At 66.6% G+C, this 14,743-nt stretch carries 16 protein-coding genes; 6 read left to right on the top strand and 10 right to left on the bottom strand.

Annotated elements, in window-relative coordinates:
- Positions 1–19 precede the first annotated feature (19 nt).
- The 10 genes from ESZ60_RS02785 to ESZ60_RS02740 form a co-directional block, all read right to left on the bottom strand.
- Positions 20–1,102, bottom strand: coding sequence for a DNA polymerase III subunit delta' (locus tag ESZ60_RS02785; RefSeq protein ID WP_134678882.1), 1,083 nt, complete (start codon positions 1,100–1,102; stop codon positions 20–22).
- The gene (gene tmk, locus ESZ60_RS02780; RefSeq protein WP_134678881.1) at positions 1,099–1,698 is read right to left on the bottom strand and encodes a dTMP kinase; all 600 of its coding nucleotides are present in this window, start codon (positions 1,696–1,698) and stop codon (positions 1,099–1,101) included. Before tmk ends, ESZ60_RS02785 begins: the two co-directional genes overlap by 4 nt.
- A gap of 12 nt (positions 1,699–1,710) precedes the next feature.
- Positions 1,711–2,859 (bottom strand): D-alanyl-D-alanine carboxypeptidase family protein, encoded by a 1,149-nt coding sequence (locus ESZ60_RS02775; RefSeq protein WP_134678880.1) that lies wholly within the window; start codon positions 2,857–2,859, stop codon positions 1,711–1,713.
- Between the two features lie 122 nt (positions 2,860–2,981).
- Entirely contained in the window at positions 2,982–3,680 is a 699-nt protein-coding gene (gene lexA / locus ESZ60_RS02770; RefSeq protein ID WP_134678879.1) for a transcriptional repressor LexA, read from the bottom strand.
- A 117-nt stretch (positions 3,681–3,797) separates the two neighbouring features.
- Complete coding sequence (locus ESZ60_RS02765) at positions 3,798–4,970, bottom strand: molybdopterin molybdotransferase MoeA (RefSeq protein ID WP_134678878.1); 1,173 nt, start codon at positions 4,968–4,970, stop codon at positions 3,798–3,800.
- Between the two features lie 32 nt (positions 4,971–5,002).
- Positions 5,003–5,473: a cyclic pyranopterin monophosphate synthase MoaC gene (moaC, locus tag ESZ60_RS02760; RefSeq protein ID WP_134678877.1), complete on the bottom strand. Its 471-nt coding sequence runs from the start codon at positions 5,471–5,473 to the stop codon at positions 5,003–5,005.
- On the bottom strand, positions 5,470–6,261 hold the full coding sequence (trpC, locus tag ESZ60_RS02755) for an indole-3-glycerol phosphate synthase TrpC (RefSeq protein WP_134678876.1): 792 nt from the start codon (positions 6,259–6,261) through the stop codon (positions 5,470–5,472). Before trpC ends, moaC begins: the two co-directional genes overlap by 4 nt.
- Positions 6,262–6,269: 8 nt before the next feature.
- Positions 6,270–6,926, bottom strand: coding sequence for a uracil-DNA glycosylase (locus tag ESZ60_RS02750; RefSeq protein WP_134678875.1), 657 nt, complete (start codon positions 6,924–6,926; stop codon positions 6,270–6,272).
- On the bottom strand, positions 6,923–7,951 hold the full coding sequence (trpD, locus tag ESZ60_RS02745) for an anthranilate phosphoribosyltransferase (RefSeq protein ID WP_134678874.1): 1,029 nt from the start codon (positions 7,949–7,951) through the stop codon (positions 6,923–6,925). Before trpD ends, ESZ60_RS02750 begins: the two co-directional genes overlap by 4 nt.
- Positions 7,948–8,538, bottom strand: a complete 591-nt coding sequence (locus tag ESZ60_RS02740; RefSeq protein ID WP_134678873.1) for an anthranilate synthase component II — start codon at positions 8,536–8,538, stop codon at positions 7,948–7,950. Before ESZ60_RS02740 ends, trpD begins: the two co-directional genes overlap by 4 nt.
- 118 nt (positions 8,539–8,656) lie before the next feature.
- Between ESZ60_RS02740 and ESZ60_RS02735 the strand changes: the two genes are divergently transcribed.
- The 6 genes from ESZ60_RS02735 to ESZ60_RS02710 all read left to right on the top strand — a co-directional run bounded on the left by ESZ60_RS02735 (position 8,657) and on the right by ESZ60_RS02710 (position 14,689).
- Positions 8,657–9,241 carry a hypothetical protein gene (locus tag ESZ60_RS02735; RefSeq protein ID WP_134678872.1) on the top strand — a complete coding sequence of 195 codons (585 nt, stop codon included), beginning with the start codon at positions 8,657–8,659 and terminating at the stop codon, positions 9,239–9,241.
- Positions 9,242–9,249: 8 nt separating this feature from the next.
- Positions 9,250–10,425, top strand: a complete 1,176-nt coding sequence (locus ESZ60_RS02730) for an aminotransferase (RefSeq protein WP_134678871.1) — start codon at positions 9,250–9,252, stop codon at positions 10,423–10,425.
- 116 nt (positions 10,426–10,541) lie between these two features.
- Entirely contained in the window at positions 10,542–12,473 is a 1,932-nt protein-coding gene (locus tag ESZ60_RS02725) for a peptidylprolyl isomerase (RefSeq protein ID WP_134678870.1), read from the top strand.
- Positions 12,473–13,975, top strand: coding sequence for an anthranilate synthase component I (gene trpE, locus ESZ60_RS02720; protein WP_134678869.1), 1,503 nt, complete (start codon positions 12,473–12,475; stop codon positions 13,973–13,975). Before ESZ60_RS02725 ends, trpE begins: the two co-directional genes overlap by 1 nt.
- Positions 13,976–14,214: 239 nt before the next feature.
- Positions 14,215–14,421, top strand: coding sequence for a cold-shock protein (locus ESZ60_RS02715; protein WP_134678868.1), 207 nt, complete (start codon positions 14,215–14,217; stop codon positions 14,419–14,421).
- A 46-nt stretch (positions 14,422–14,467) separates the two neighbouring features.
- Positions 14,468–14,689, top strand: coding sequence for a hypothetical protein (locus ESZ60_RS02710; RefSeq protein ID WP_134678867.1), 222 nt, complete (start codon positions 14,468–14,470; stop codon positions 14,687–14,689).
- The last annotated feature ends 54 nt before the right edge of the window (positions 14,690–14,743 follow it).

The raw sequence follows: 14,743 nt of genomic DNA, 5'->3' as shown, positions 1-14,743 counted from the left end.
TCCCCGTTTTTCAGGCAGGTCAGGTTACTTGCTGGTTCGCAAGCCCGATCAGCATATCCATCACCAGAGCGGAAGGGTCAAGATTGACCGCCCGGCCCGCGCGTGCCCGCGCCGAAAGTTCGGCTTGCGCTGCCGCCCAGATCTGCGCGGCCCTTTGATCGGGCGAAAGCCGGGTCAGCAGTTCGGCCTCGCCCTCGGCCGCCTCGGGCAGAGGGGCACCCAAGAGCCCGGTGCGGGCGGCGCGGGTCAGAAAACGGTCGAGAAGCGTCACGACAAGGTCGAAAGGATCTCCCTCGGCGCTGGGGCGGGCGGCGGCGACTTCGGAGATGCCAGCAGCGGCGCGGCGGTCGATCTCGGGGTAATCGGCAAAGAGGCGGATGATCTTCTGATAGAGTTCGACCCCGCCTTGGCTTGCGAGGCGAATGGCCTCTCCGGCCGAGCCACCGGCAAGTGCGGACAGCCGTTCGGCATCCTCCCCGATCGCCATCTGCTCAAGGATCGAGGCCATGTCTGACGGGGCAAGCGGATGCAGGCGTAGCTCGCGGCAGCGCGACCGGATCGTGGGCAAAAGCCGTCCGGGCTGATGCGCGACGAGGATCAGAACGGCATCCTTCGGCGGTTCCTCGAGCTGCTTCAAGAGCGCATTGGCCGCAGCCGGATTCATTTCGTCCGCCGCGTCGATAATGGCAACACGGTGCCCACCCTCCGAGGCAGACATATGGAAGAATGATTGCAGCTTGCGGATTTCATCCACGGTGATCTCGGCCCGGAGCCGACCGGATTTTTCGTCCAGGGGACGCCGCACGAGTTGCAGGCGCGGCTCGGAAAGGGCCCGGATGCGCCGAGCGACCGGGGTTTCGGGATCGGTCCAGAGACTGTCCGGCGTGCCGCCCGCCAAGAGCCATTTCGCCATGGCCCAGGCCATCGTCGCCTTGCCTGTGCCGCGCGGACCGGTCAGGAGCCAAGCGTGATGCAACCGGCCCGCGCGCGCCGCGGACAGGAAATCCGTCACGGCCTGAGCCTGGCCCTCGACCCCCAGTGCGTCGCGCGGATGCGGCGCGCCGGGTGCCCGGTCGGGTTCGGGGAGGGGCTCGTCGCTCATGGCAAGGCGGCGAGGACGCGGGCAGCCACGTCGTCCTGCGTGCCGCCGCCATCGATCACCCGGATTCTCTGCGGAAACTCCCTGGCCAGAGCAAGAAATCCCGCGCGAAGATCTTGCTGAAACGCAAGCCCCAGGCTTTCGAAGCGGTCCTCATTCCCGCCGCGCGCCTCGCCACGGGCCCGTGCGGTCGACGGATCGGTGTCGATGACAAAGGTAAGGTCCGGCTCGATCCCGATCACCAGGCGATGCAATTCTTCGACCAGCTTGCGGTTCTCGGCCCGGACCAGGCCCTGGTAAACGCGCGAGGAATCGGCGAAGCGGTCCGAAATGACCGTCTCGCCGCGCGCCAGAGCGGGTTCGATCAGGCGCTCGACATGGTCACGCCGCGCGGCCATGAACAGCAGAAGCTCGGTCTCGGGGGACCAGCGCTCGCCGCCGCCCTCGACCAGAAGCTTGCGGATCTGCTCGGCCCCTTCGCTGCCGCCCGGCTCGCGCGTCAGTGTCACGACTGCACCGCGCTGGCGCAGGGTTTCGGCCAGGCGACGGCATTGCGTGGATTTGCCCGAGCCGTCGATCCCTTCGAAGCTGATGAACATCGCCGGGTCGGTTCAGTTGCTGACGGCCTGGATCGCGTGCTGGCTCAGCCGCGATGCCGCGTTCTGCAACCGGCCAAAGACACCGGCCCGGCCGACATCGTCGGCGGCGAGCAAGGGCAGACGCGACAGTCCCGCGCCGGGGATGTCGACCAGCAATTCGCCGAGCTTGTCGCCTTTGGTGATGGGGGCTTCGATCGGGCCGTTGAACACGGCCTCGGCGGTCACGCCGGATTGCGAGCCAGCGGGCAGCAGCACCTTGACGCCATCCTCGGTGGTCAGGCCGACCTTGCCCTGATCGCCCAGCCAGACCGGGGCCTGGGCGACGATTTCGCCCTTGGGTACGATGGTGCGCATGGTGAATTGGCGATAGGCCCAGTTGACGATGCGCTCGGCCTCTTCGGCACGGGCGCGCTCACTGGAGAGGCCGGTGATGACAAAGATCACGCGGCGGTCGCCCTGTACGGCCGAACCGACCAGCCCATATCCGGCCTCCTGGGTGTGACCGGTCTTCAGCCCATCGGCACCAATCCCCAGCGCCAGAAGCGGGTTGCGATTGTGCCGGTTCGCCGGCGCGCGATTGTCAAAGCGGAACTCCTCGACCGCGAAATTCCGGTAGAGTTCAGGAAAGTCCTTGATCAGATGTTGCGCCAGAACGCCGAGGTCGCGCATCGACATGCGATGCTCGGGATGGGGCCAGCCCGAGGCATTGGCGAAATGCGAATGGGTCATGCCGAGCATCTTGGCGCGCTCGTTCATCTGGCGGGCAAAGGCGTCCTCGGTGCCAGCCAGCCCCTCGGCCACGACCACGCAGGCGTCGTTGCCGGACAAAACGATGATGCCCTTGATCAGATCGGCGACGGTGGGGCGGTCCTGCTCGTCAAGAAACATGGTCGAGCCCTGCATCTGGCGGGCCTTGGTCGAGACGGGCAGTCGGGTGTCCAGGGTGACACGGCCCTCATGCACGGCTTCGAACAGCATATAGACCGTCATCAGCTTGGACATCGAGGCCGGGGGCAGCGGCTCGTCGGCATTCTTTTCCATGAGAACCGTGCCCGTCGCGACATCATAGACCCAGGCGGCGCGGGCATTGGTGTCGAAGGCGTGCGCGGGCAAAGCGAACGCCATGACGAGGGCGATGATGCGAAGCGTCAGGAGGCGCATGAACTTTCCTTAAGGCCTGTCGGTTTGCGCCTATGACTATCGCAGCCGTGGCGCAGCCGCAACGCTGCACCGGGTCTCGGACGCGCCGAAATGCGACGCGCATCCGGCGACCTGCCGGGCCTTCAATAGCTTCGGATCAAGCCGACGAGGCGGCCCTGCACGCTGACCTTGTCCTCGGGAAGGACGCGGGTTTCATAGGCCGAGTTGGCGGCCTCCAGCGCGATCATTCTGCCCTTGCGGCGGTAGCGTTTCAGTGTCGCCTCGAAACCCTCGACAAGGGCCACCACGATGTCGCCATTCTCGGCGGTCGTGGTTTCGCGGATGACCACGACGTCACCGTCATTGATCCCCGCCTCGATCATGGAATCGCCTTTGACCTCAAGCGCATAGTGATGGTCCTGCGCGCTGAGCATGGTGCTGGGCACCGCGATGTGATGCGAGACTTCGGAGATCGCCTCGATCGGGACGCCGGCGGCAATGCGGCCCATCACCGGCAGTTCGATCGCCGAGACAGCCACCTCCAGCGCGCCCCGCGGTGGCGCTGCGGGCCGATCCGGGCTTCCCCCCGCGATCACCTTTGGAAGAAAACCCGCGCCCTTGCTGAGATTGTCGGGAAGGCGCAGGATTTCCAGCGCGCGGGCGCGATGGGGCAGGCGCCTGATGAAGCCACGTTCCTCGAGCGCGGTCACAAGGCGGTGAATGCCCGATTTCGACCGCAGATCCAGCGCCAGCTTCATCTCGTCGAAGGACGGAGGCACGCCGTCGCGCGCCATGCGCGCCTGAATGAATTCAAGCAGCTGGATTTGCTTTCTGGTCAGCATCGACTTTTCCTGCTCTGCCGCGAATGGCGTGATGTTCCTTGAATGTTCTAGAGCGATCAATCCCTTGCGTCAATCACTATGCCGATTCGCGTAAAGAAGCGGTTAATTGCGGCGGGATCAGAGGGCGATATACTCCATTTGCGCGCCCGCTTTTCGCGCGGGATCACCCGCCGGACGCAGCAGAAGCGCATCGGCCTCGGCCAGAATCCAGAGCCGCGCGCTGTCCTGATCCTCGAAAGGCTCGATCGCCGGAAGCGAGGTGCCCGGTTGCAGCCGCGCGCGCAGATAATGCTGGCGGTCGCCCTCGGGGGGCAGATCGCGGGCCAGCGTCGCGCGGGCCGGATCGGGGCCGGGCGGCAGGCCCTGCATGGCGCGGATCAGCGGCTGCATGAAGAGCTTCGCGCAGACGATGGCCGAGACCGGGTTGCCCGGCAGGCCCAGCATCGCGCTTCGGCCCATCCGGCCCGCCATCAGCGGTTTTCCCGGGCGCATCGCCAGCTTGTAGAAGCTGCGCGCCATGCCGAGACCCTCAGAGACCTTGGCGATCAGGTCGTGATCCCCGACCGAGGCGCCGCCGATGGTGACGATCAGGTCGACGCCTTCGGCCTCGGCGAAGCGGGCGCGCAGGCTTTCCTCGGTGTCGCGGGCCAGCGGCAGGATCACCGCCTCGGCCCCGGCCTCGCGGGCAAGGGCGGCGATGGCGATATCGTTGGAGCTGACGATCTGGCCCGGGCCGGGCTGCGTGCCGGGGCGGACCAGCTCGTCTCCGCCCGCCAGCACGGCCACCCTTGGGCGGCGGGCCACGGTCACGCGGGGCACGTTCATCGCGGCGATCAGGGCAAGATCCGAGGCGCGCAGGCCCCGCTGCGGCTGGAACGCGCCGCCGAGGGCGAAGTCATTGCCCCGGCTGCGGATATTGAGATTGGTCGATTGGGTGGTGACGGTGATCTGATCGCCCTCGCGGGTGACATGTTCCTGCATCACCACGCGGTCATAGCCCGCAGGGACCTCTGCGCCGGTAAAGATGCGGATGGCCGAGTCGGGAGGTGTTTCACCCGCGTAGGGCACACCTGCGGCAGAGGTGCCGATCACCGCCAGCGGTCCGGGGACATCGGCAGAGCGCATGGCATAGCCATCCATCGCCGAGGCGTCGAAAGGCGGCTGGGTCAGCCGCGCGATGACCGGAGCGGTCAAGGCCCGGCCAAGCGCCAATTCGACCGGGATTTCCTCGGTCTCGGGCGGGTTGGCGAGCGCAAGGACAAGGGCGCGGGCTTCATCGACGCTGATCATGGAAAACCCTTTCGCCATAGTCTTGGGGATGTTCAGGGGGCGCGGAATTCGCCCGATTTGCCGCCGGTCTTTGAGAGCAGTCGGATGCCCTCGATCCGCATGTCCTTCTGCGCCGCCTTGAGCATGTCATAGACGGTCAGGCAGGCGGTGGTGACGGCGGTCAGGGCCTCCATCTCGACCCCGGTCTTGCCGGCGGTCTTGACGGTGGCGGTGACGCGGATGCCGGGCAAGCTCTCGTCGGCGGCAAGCTCGACCGCGACCTTGGTGATCGGCAGCGGATGGCAAAGCGGGATCAGGTCCGCGGTGCGCTTGGCCCCCATGATGCCTGCCAGACGCGCGACGCCCATGACGTCGCCCTTGGCCGCGCCGCCTTGGGCGAGTGCCAGCGTCTCGGGGGACATGATCACGACGCCCTCGGCCACGGCTTCGCGGGCGGTCTCGGGTTTCTCCGAGACATCGACCATATGGGCCTGACCCTGGGCGTCGAAATGCGTGAGGCTCATGCCGCGAGGCCCAGGATGTTGCGGGTCGCGCCGGTCACATCGTCCTGCCGCATCAGGCTCTCGCCGATCAGGAAACGGCGGATTCCGGCATCGCCCATGCGGTTCAGGTCCTCGGGCGTGAAGAGGCCGCTTTCGCAGACCAGATCGCGTTCCGGCGGCACCATCGGCGCGAGGCGCAGCGTGGTCTCGATGCTGATCTCGAAGGTCTTGAGATTGCGGTTATTGACCCCGATCAGCGGCGATTTCAGGCGCAAAGCGCGCTCCATCTCGGCCTCGTCATGGACCTCGATCAGGGCGTCCATGCCCCAGTGGAAGGCGGCGTCTTCAAGTTCGGCGGCCAGCGCGTCATCGACCGAGGCCATGATGATCAGGATGCAATCGGCGCCCCAGGCGCGGGCCTCGGCGACCTGATATGTGTCGTAGAGGAAATCCTTGCGCAAGGCGGGCAGGTCGCAGGCGGCGCGGGCGGCGGTCAGGAATTTCGGCGCACCCTGGAAGCTCGGGCCATCGGTCAGGACCGATAGGCAGGCGGCCCCCCCGGCCTGATAGGCACGGGCCAAGGCGGGCGGGTCGAAATCGGGGCGGATCAGGCCCTTCGAGGGGCTGGCCTTCTTGATCTCGGCGATCAGGGCATGGCCGGTCGCGGCTTTCTCCGTTAGCGCGCGAGCAAAACCGCGCGGGGCCGAGGCCTCGCGGGCGGCAGTCTCGACCTCGGCCAGCGGGCGGGCGGCCTTGGCGGCGGCAATTTCCTGAAGCTTATAGGCTTTGATGCGGTCGAGGATATCCATGCGCGTTTCTACCTCGCGTCGGCTGTTTCTGAAAGGGCCCATTCGATTGGGGCATCGCCGCGCGCCGCCAGCCAGTCATTGACGCGGCTGAAGGGGCGCGAGCCGAAAAAGCCGCGACGGGCCGAAAGCGGCGAGGGATGGGCGGTCTCGATCACCAGATCCTGCGGGCGGGGCAGGCCCGCCAGCGCCTTCTGGGCATGCGCCCCCCAGAGGATGAAGGCCAAGGGACGCTCGGTCTGCGCGCGCACAACGGCCTGACGGGCGAGCTTTTCCCAGCCCCATTTGGCATGCACCCCGGCCTGACCGGGCAGAACGGAAAGCGAGGTATTGAGCAGCAGCACGCCCTGCCGCGCCCAATGGCTGAGATCGCCATTTTGCGGGGCAAGGCCAAGGTCGTCGTGCATCTCGGTATAAATGTTCTTCAGCGAGCGCGGCAGCGCGGTTTCAGGCGTCACCGAAAAGGCGAGGCCATTGGCATGTCCCGGCGTCGGATAGGGGTCCTGACCGAGGATCACCACGCGCGCGGCAGCAGGGGGCGTCAGGTCCAAAGCGGCAAAGACCCGCTCGCGCCCCGGCAGCCAGTCCTGACCATCGAGACGCGCCGAGATGTCTGGCCAATCCTCGCGGAAGAAGGGCAGATCGGCCCAATGTTGCGGCAGGCTCATGCCTCGGGCGCGCCGACATGCTTGGCGAGGGCGGCGAGCTTGGCGGCCGCCTTGCCGCTGTCGATCGACTCGCGGGCCATCTCGGCCCCCTCGCGCAGATCTGTGGCCTTGCCCGCGATCAAAAGCGCCGCCGCCGAGTTCAGCAGCACCGCATCGCGGTAAGCGCCGCTATCGCCTGCGAGCAGGCCGCGCATCGCGGCTGCGTTCTGGGCCGGATCACCACCAAGGATCGCGTCAAAGGGATGCTCGGGCAGACCGGCATCCTCGGGCGAGATTTCGAACTCGGTGACCTCGCCGTCTTTCAATTGCGCGACCCAGCTTGGCCCGGCGATCGAGATCTCATCCGTGCCGTCCGAGCCATGCACCAGCCATGCCAGATCGCTGCCAAGCTCGCGCAGGGTCTCGGCCATGGGGCGGTTCCAGACCCGGTCGAAGGTCCCGGTCAGTTGACGCCGGACCGAGCCGGGATTGGTCATCGGGCCCAGCAGGTTGAAGATGGTGCGGGTGCCAAGCTCGGTCCGCGCCGGGCCGACATGGCGCATCGCCGGGTGGTGCATCGGGGCCATCATGAAGCAGATGCCGGTCTCGGCCAAAGCCGCCTCGGCCATTTCGGGCGTGACCATGACGTTCAGGCCAAGATGGGTCATCGCATCCGCCGAACCCGACTTGGACGAGAGGTTGCGATTGCCATGCTTGGCGACCGGCACGCCCGCGCCCGCCACGACAAAGGCCGTCGCGGTCGAGATGTTCAGCGTGCCCTTGCCGTCGCCGCCAGTGCCGACGATGTCGATGGCATCGTCCGGGGCCTTGATGCGGTTCATTCGGGCGCGCATGGCGCGGGTGGCGGCGGCGATTTCCTCGACCGTCTCGCCGCGCACGCGCATGGCCATCAGGAGGCCGCCGATCTGGGCGGGGGTGGCCGCGCCCTCGAAAAGCGCGGAAAAGGCGGCCTCGGCCTCTTCGCCGGTCAGCGGGCGCTCGGCGGCGACCCCGATCAGCGGGCGGATATCGGAGGGCGTGCTCATGCGGCCGTCTCCAGATTCGCGCAGCGCCGCAGGAAGTTGCGGATCATGTCATGGCCATGTTCCGAGGCGATGCTCTCGGGGTGGAACTGCACGCCCTCGATTGGCAGGGTCTTGTGCATCAGCCCCATGATCGTGCCGTCGGGCGCGGTCGCGGTGACGCGCAGGCAATCGGGCAGGCTTTCGGGCTCGACGGTCAGCGAATGGTAGCGCGTCGCGGTCAGGGGCGAGGGCAGGCCGGTAAAGACCCCGGTGCCGTCATGGCTGATCGCGTCGGTCTTGCCATGCACGATGCGAGATGCGCGCACGACTTTGCCGCCGAATGCCTCGCCAATGGCCTGATGGCCAAGGCAGACGCCAAACAGAGGCAGGCCACGCTCGGCCGCGGCCTTGATCAGCGGGACGATGATCCCCGCCTGCGCCGGATCGCAGGGTCCGGGCGAGATCAGGATGCCCTCTGCGCCCATGCCAAGCGCCTCATCCACCGTCAGCGCGTCGTTTCGCCAGACCCGGACATCCGCACCTGCCTCGCCCATGTAGTGGACAAGGTTCCATGTGAAGCTGTCGTAATTGTCGATGAGCAGGATCATGGCCGGGCCTTGCATTGGGGGGTGAACCCCGGAAAATCTGCGGCTATAGATGGTGCAAAGCCGGCAGGGGGGTCAACCCCGCGGGAATAAAAACCGGGGCGGAGAGGACGTATCGCGGATGGCGAAGGGATTTTCTGCGGGACTGTTTCACGGCGTGCTGGTCAGCGGCGCGGCGCTGATCGCGCTGTCGCTGGGGATGCCCCTTGAACCGCCCCCGAAAGACGCGCCCGCAGCGCCCCTCGCCAGCACGACACCCGCGCCCGAGACGAACGCCGAGAGCCCTGCCGCCATGCCGCGCGAGCCTGTCGCGACGGAACGGCCATTGACGCCTGCCCCTGCGGATCTCGTCCCGGAAACGGGCGGGGCGGGCCAGGAGCGTTCCCCGGCCGAGCCGGTTGCGTCGGACGGGCGAGAGATCGAGGCCAGTGAGCTCCAAACCGCGACGCGCGACACCGCCGCGCCGCTTGACCTGCCCTCATCCCCGCCCGCCAAGCCCGAGCCAGCCGCCATGCCCCAGCCCGCCACGCCCGAGCCAGCAGCGCCCGCGCCCGCCATGCCCGCGCCGCCTGATGCCGGGACCGGGCCGCCGATGCCGTCCGAGACGCCTGCACCTGTTCCCGATCCCGGCTCCGATCTTGGTCCGGGGATCAACCTGTCCACCCCGCCCGATATTGGCGCGCTGCGCCTCGACGGTTCGAATTGAGAGATCCGATGCTGCCCCTGAACCCCGCCCTTGCCGCCACGTTCCGTCCCCCCGTCATGGAGGCGCGGCGCTGGCTGGAGGGCGTCAGCTTTTCCGCCGATTTCCCGCTGATCAATGTGAGCCAGGCCGCGCCGGTCGATCCTCCGCCCGAGGGGCTGCGCCGCGCCATGGCCGAGGCGGCGCTGAACCAGCCCGATGCGCATTTCTACGGGCCGGTCCTTGGCCGGGACGAATTGCGCGACGCCCTCGCGCGGACCTGGAGCCGGGATTATGGGGGCAGGATCCGGCGCGACGAAGTGGCGATCACCCAGGGCTGCAACCAGGCCTTTTCGGCGGCGATCCAGACGGTTGCGGGCGCCGGGGACGAGATCATCCTGCCGCTGCCGTGGTATTTCAACCACAAGATGTGGCTCGACATGCAGGGCATCCGCACGGTGGGGCTGCATTGTGGTCAGGGCATGATCCCCGATGCCGATGAGGCCGCGAAACTGATCACCGAGCGTACGCGCGCCATCGTGCTGGTCAGCCCGAACAATCCTTCGGGCGCGGAATATCCCGCCCAGACCCTGCGGGCGTTTTTCGATCTGGCCCGCGCACGCGGCCTCGCGCTGATCGTGGACGAGACCTATCGCGATTTCGACAGCCGCGCGGGCGCGCCGCATGACCTGTTCCAGGACCCGGATTGGGGCGATACGCTGATCCATCTCTACAGTTTCTCGAAGGCCTATCGCCTGACCGGCCATCGCGTCGGCGCGATGATCGCTTCGACCGCGCGCATGATCGAGATCGAGAAATTCCTCGATACCGTCGCCATCTGCGCCAGCCAGATCGGCCAGATCGGAGCGCATTGGGGGATGGAGAACCTGACCGACTGGCTTGCCAGTGAACGGGCCGAGATCCTTGCCCGCCGGGCCGCGATGGAGGCGGGCATGGCCGGGCTGGAAGGCTGGAAGGTCAAGGGCTGCGGGGCCTATTTCGCCTGGGTCGAGCATCCTTTCGACATGCCCTCGCCGGAACTCGCCAAGCGCCTCGTGCGCGAGGCGGGGCTGCTGCTGCTGCCCGGCACGATGTTCATGCCCGAGGGCGATGCCGAGGGCGCGCGCCATGTCCGCATCGCCTTCGCGAATGCCGACGTGTCGGGAATCGGCACGCTGATGCAGCGGCTTGCGGGCTTCAAAGGCTGAGGAAACCGGCGGTCTTTTGAGCGGCCGTGCCGCACCCGCAAGGGACGCGGCACTTGCCCGCAGGGGCTGTGCAGCCTAAAGACTGCCGAGGGACGAAACACGGGCAGGACAAATACATGCGCGGCAAGGGCAAATCGACCATCGTCTGGTTGCTGATGGGGATGCTGGTCCTGGGGCTTGGCGGCTTCGGCGTGACCAATTTCGCGGCCGGAACCGGCGATATCGGATCGGTGGGCGAGGTCGATATCTCGTCGCGCGACTATGCGCGCGCCCTGCGTGGCGAAACGCAGGATTTCGCGGCCCGCACCGGGCGCCAGCTGACCGCGGCCGAGGCCAAGTCGATCGGGCTCGATCAGGCGGCGCTGTCGCGTCTGGTTCTGGGCGCCACGCTCGAGGACGAAGCCATGCGGCTGGGGGTCTCGGTGGGTGACAAGGCCGTGCTGGATCAGATCAGCGAGGCCGAAGCCTTCAAGGGGCTGGACGGCAAGTTCGACCGTGCCCGCTATGCCGATACGTTGAACCGCGAGGGCATCCGCGAGGCCGAGTTCGAGCATGACCTGCGCATGGACCAGGCCCGCCTGATCCTGCAGCGCGCCGCCCTGGCAGGGGTCACTGCCCCCGAGGCCGTGACCGAACGCTCGTTGGGTTGGCTTCTGGAAACCCGCGACATCCACTGGCAGGAACTGACCGCGGCCGACCTGTCCGAACCGGTCGCCGATCCGGACGAGGCGACGCTTGAGGCCTGGCACAAGGCCAATGCCGACCGTTTCACCTCGCCCGAGATCCGCCAGATCACCTATGCCTGGCTCACGCCCGAGATGATCGAAAAGACGGTCGAGGTCGATGAGCAGGCGCTTCGCGATCTCTATGACCAGCGCAAAGAGGAATACCAGCAGCCCGAACGCCGCATGGTCGAGCGACTGGTCTTTCCGACCAAAGAGGCGGCCGAGGCCGCAAAGTCCCGGCTTGAACAGGGCGAGGTCACCTTCGAGCAGCTTGCGGCCGAACGTGGCCTGACGCTGGCCGATCTGGATCTGGGCGAGGTGGCACGCGAAGAACTGGGCGCGGCGGGCGAGGCGGTGTTTGCGCTGGACCAGCCCGGCGTCGCGGGCCCCGTCGCCACCGATCTGGGCCCGGCGCTTTTCTCGATGAATGCGATTCTCGAGCCGGTGAACGTGCCCTTCGAAGAAGCCCGCGAGGATCTGCGCGTCGAGGCGGCCGTGGACCGCGCCCGCCGCCAGATCGACGAGCAGTCCAGCAGCATCTCGGACCTGATGGCGGGGGGCGCGACGCTTGAGGATCTGGTCAAGGAAACCCGGATGGAATTGGGCCAGATCGGCTGGACCGGTGCGAATGAAAGCGCTCCGGGCAGCATCGTGGCCTATCCCGAATTCCGCCAGCGCGCCGCCGAAGTCTCGCAAACGGACTTTCCCGAAGTTTATGAATTCGAGGATGGCGGCATCTTTGCGCTGCGCCTCGACCGGGTCGATCCGCCCGCCTTGATCCCGTTTGACGAAGTGCGCGACCGAGTCCTGGAGGATTGGCGGCAGAACGAAACCAAGCGGCGGCTGCTCGCCCTCGCGGATGAGCGCAAACTGGCTGTCGAGACCGCAGCCGAGCCGCCGCAAAACCCGATCCCCGCAGCGACCGCCCCGGTGGCCCAGGCGGTCGGCGCGGCCTCTCCGGCGGTTACGGCGACCGCGCCCGAGGCTCCGGCCAAGGGTCAGGCCGTGACCGGGCTTGAACGCGGTGGGTTTATCGACGGGGCCCCGCAGGAGCTGGTGAGCCACGCATTCGAGATCAAGGCGGCGGGCGATGCCGAGGTCGTCGAGGCCGGGGATCGGGTCTTCCTGATCGCGCTCGACGCCATCCATGCCGCGAAGCTGGAAGGGCCCGAGATCGGCATGATGCGTGACGGGATCGCCAACCGGATCAGCGATTCCATGCGTCAGGATGTTTTCGATTACTTCACCCGCGCGCTGCAGGCGCAGTCCGGCGTGAGCCTTAACCAGACCGCGATCGACGCGGTGAATACGCAGATGCAGTGATGGACATCTCTCCCGAATTTCCCGATTTCGATCGCGGCTGGTCCGAGGGGCGCAACCAGCTTCTGACCATCCGCCTTGCCGCCGATCTGGACACGCCGGTCAGCCTGATGCTGAAACTGGCCGAGGCCGCGCCAAACAGCTTCATGCTGGAAAGCGTGACCGGAGGCGAGGTGCGGGGGCGGTTTTCCTTCGTCGGGATGAAGCCGGACCTGATCTGGGATTGCCGCGACGGCAAGGCCCGGATCAACCGCACGGCGCGCTATTCGGACGAGTTCGAGGAGGATCCGCGCCCGGCCCTCGAGAGCCTGCGCGCCCTGATCGCCGAGAGCCGCATCGACATGCCCGAGGGTGTGCCAGCGGGCGCGGCGGGGCTGTTCGGCTATCTCGGCTATGACATGATCCGGCTGGTCGAGCGCCTGCCGCATGAGAACCCCGACCCGCTGGGCCTGCCCGATGCGGTGATGATGCGCCCCTCGGTCGTGGCGGTTCTGGACGGGGTCAAGGGCGAGGTGCTGCTTTGCGCGCCCGCTTGGTATCAATCGGGCACACCGTCGCGTGCGGCCTATGCCCAGACCGCCGAGCGCCTGATGGAGGCGCTGCGCTCGCTCGACCGTCAGCCCAGCGAGCCGCGGGCCTTGGGTCACGATCTGAAGGTCGGCGAATTGCGCTCGAATTTCTCGAAGCCCGCCTATCTCGCGGCGGTCGAGAAGGCCAAGGATTACATCCGCGCGGGCGACATCTTCCAGGTCGTGCCGAGCCAGCGTTGGGCAATGGATTTCCCGCTGCCGCCCTTCGCGCTTTATCGCAGCCTGCGCCGGACGAACCCGTCGCCCTTCATGTTCTACTTGAACTTCGGCGGCTTCCAGATCGTCGGTGCCTCGCCCGAGATCCTCGTGCGTCTGCGCGGCGGCGAAGTGACGGTGCGCCCGATCGCCGGAACCCGCAAGCGCGGGGCCACGCCCGAGGAAGACAATGCGCTGGAAGCCGATCTGCTCTCGGATCAGAAGGAACAGGCCGAGCATCTGATGCTTCTGGACCTCGGCCGCAACGATGTCGGCCGGGTGGCCAAGATGGGCACGGTCAAGCCGACCGAGCAGTTCATCGTCGAGCGCTACAGCCATGTCATGCATATCGTCTCGAATGTCGTGGGCGAGTTGCGCGAGGGCGAGGACGCATTGTCGGCCCTGCTCGCCGGGATGCCCGCAGGCACGGTCTCGGGCGCGCCCAAGGTCCGCGCCATGCAAATCATCGACGAGCTCGAACCTGAAAAGCGCGGTGTCTATGCCGGCGGCGTCGGCTATTTCGCCGCGAATGGCGAGATGGATATGTGCATCGCGCTGCGCACGGGCGTGATCAAGGACCAGACACTCTATATCCAGGCCGGGGGCGGCGTCGTCTATGACAGCGACCCCGAGGCGGAGTTCATGGAGACGGTCAACAAGTCGAACGCGCTGCGCCGCGCCGCCGAGGAAGCCGCACGCTTCGTGCGCGGAAACGGCTAGGGTCGATCCGCGTTACTTTTGGGCGATTCGAGCCAGTTCCGTCGCGGGAAAGCCGGGCCTTTACAGGGGCCTGCGCCTTTTTGCCCGTGACGGTTTGCCTAATGCGCAGAAATCGTGTAGGTCTGAGCCGGCAACGTTCTTTCGACTGCACTGTTTCCTTCATTTGGTTCAGGCTGCTTTGATCTGACCGAGCCGCGTTGCTGCATCCCGTGAGCAACATCAACTGAAGGATTCACACGATGGCCAATGGCACCGTGAAATGGTTCAACCCCACCAAAGGCTTCGGCTTCATCGCTCCGGAAACGGGCGGAACTGACGTCTTCCTGCATATCTCGGCCGTTGAGCGCGCCGGTCTGCGCACCGTCGCCGACGGTCAGGCCGTGACTTTCGATGTCGAGCGTGGCCGCGACGGTCGCCAATCGGCAACGAACCTGGCTCTGGCCTGATCTTGTGCAGCCCGGCGCGAGCCGGGCTGTTCAAAGGGAGGCGAGAATGACAAAAGGCAAAGACCTGTTCCGATCCCCGGCCGCACTTGCGACGCCTTGGGATCGAACCAAGAGCGAAGCGCATCAGATCATCGACGAGGCGACCGAAAAGCGGCGGGCCTTGACCGAGACGCTGAAGGCCGCAAGGCTGGCGCGCGATGCAGAAAATCCCGTTTCCGAACAAAAGCCCAAGAAGTCCCGAAAGACCGAGAAACCGGCGCTGGACTGAGGGCTGTCAAGCTCTGGCCCTATGGCGTCAGGGATCGCATACCCGCGCAAGGCC

It is taken from the genome of Paracoccus ravus, from assembly GCF_004522175.1.
Classification (GTDB): domain Bacteria; phylum Pseudomonadota; class Alphaproteobacteria; order Rhodobacterales; family Rhodobacteraceae; genus Paracoccus; species Paracoccus ravus.
The sequence above is the reverse complement of the archived record's forward strand: the minus strand, read 5'-3'. Positions and strand labels throughout refer to the sequence as shown.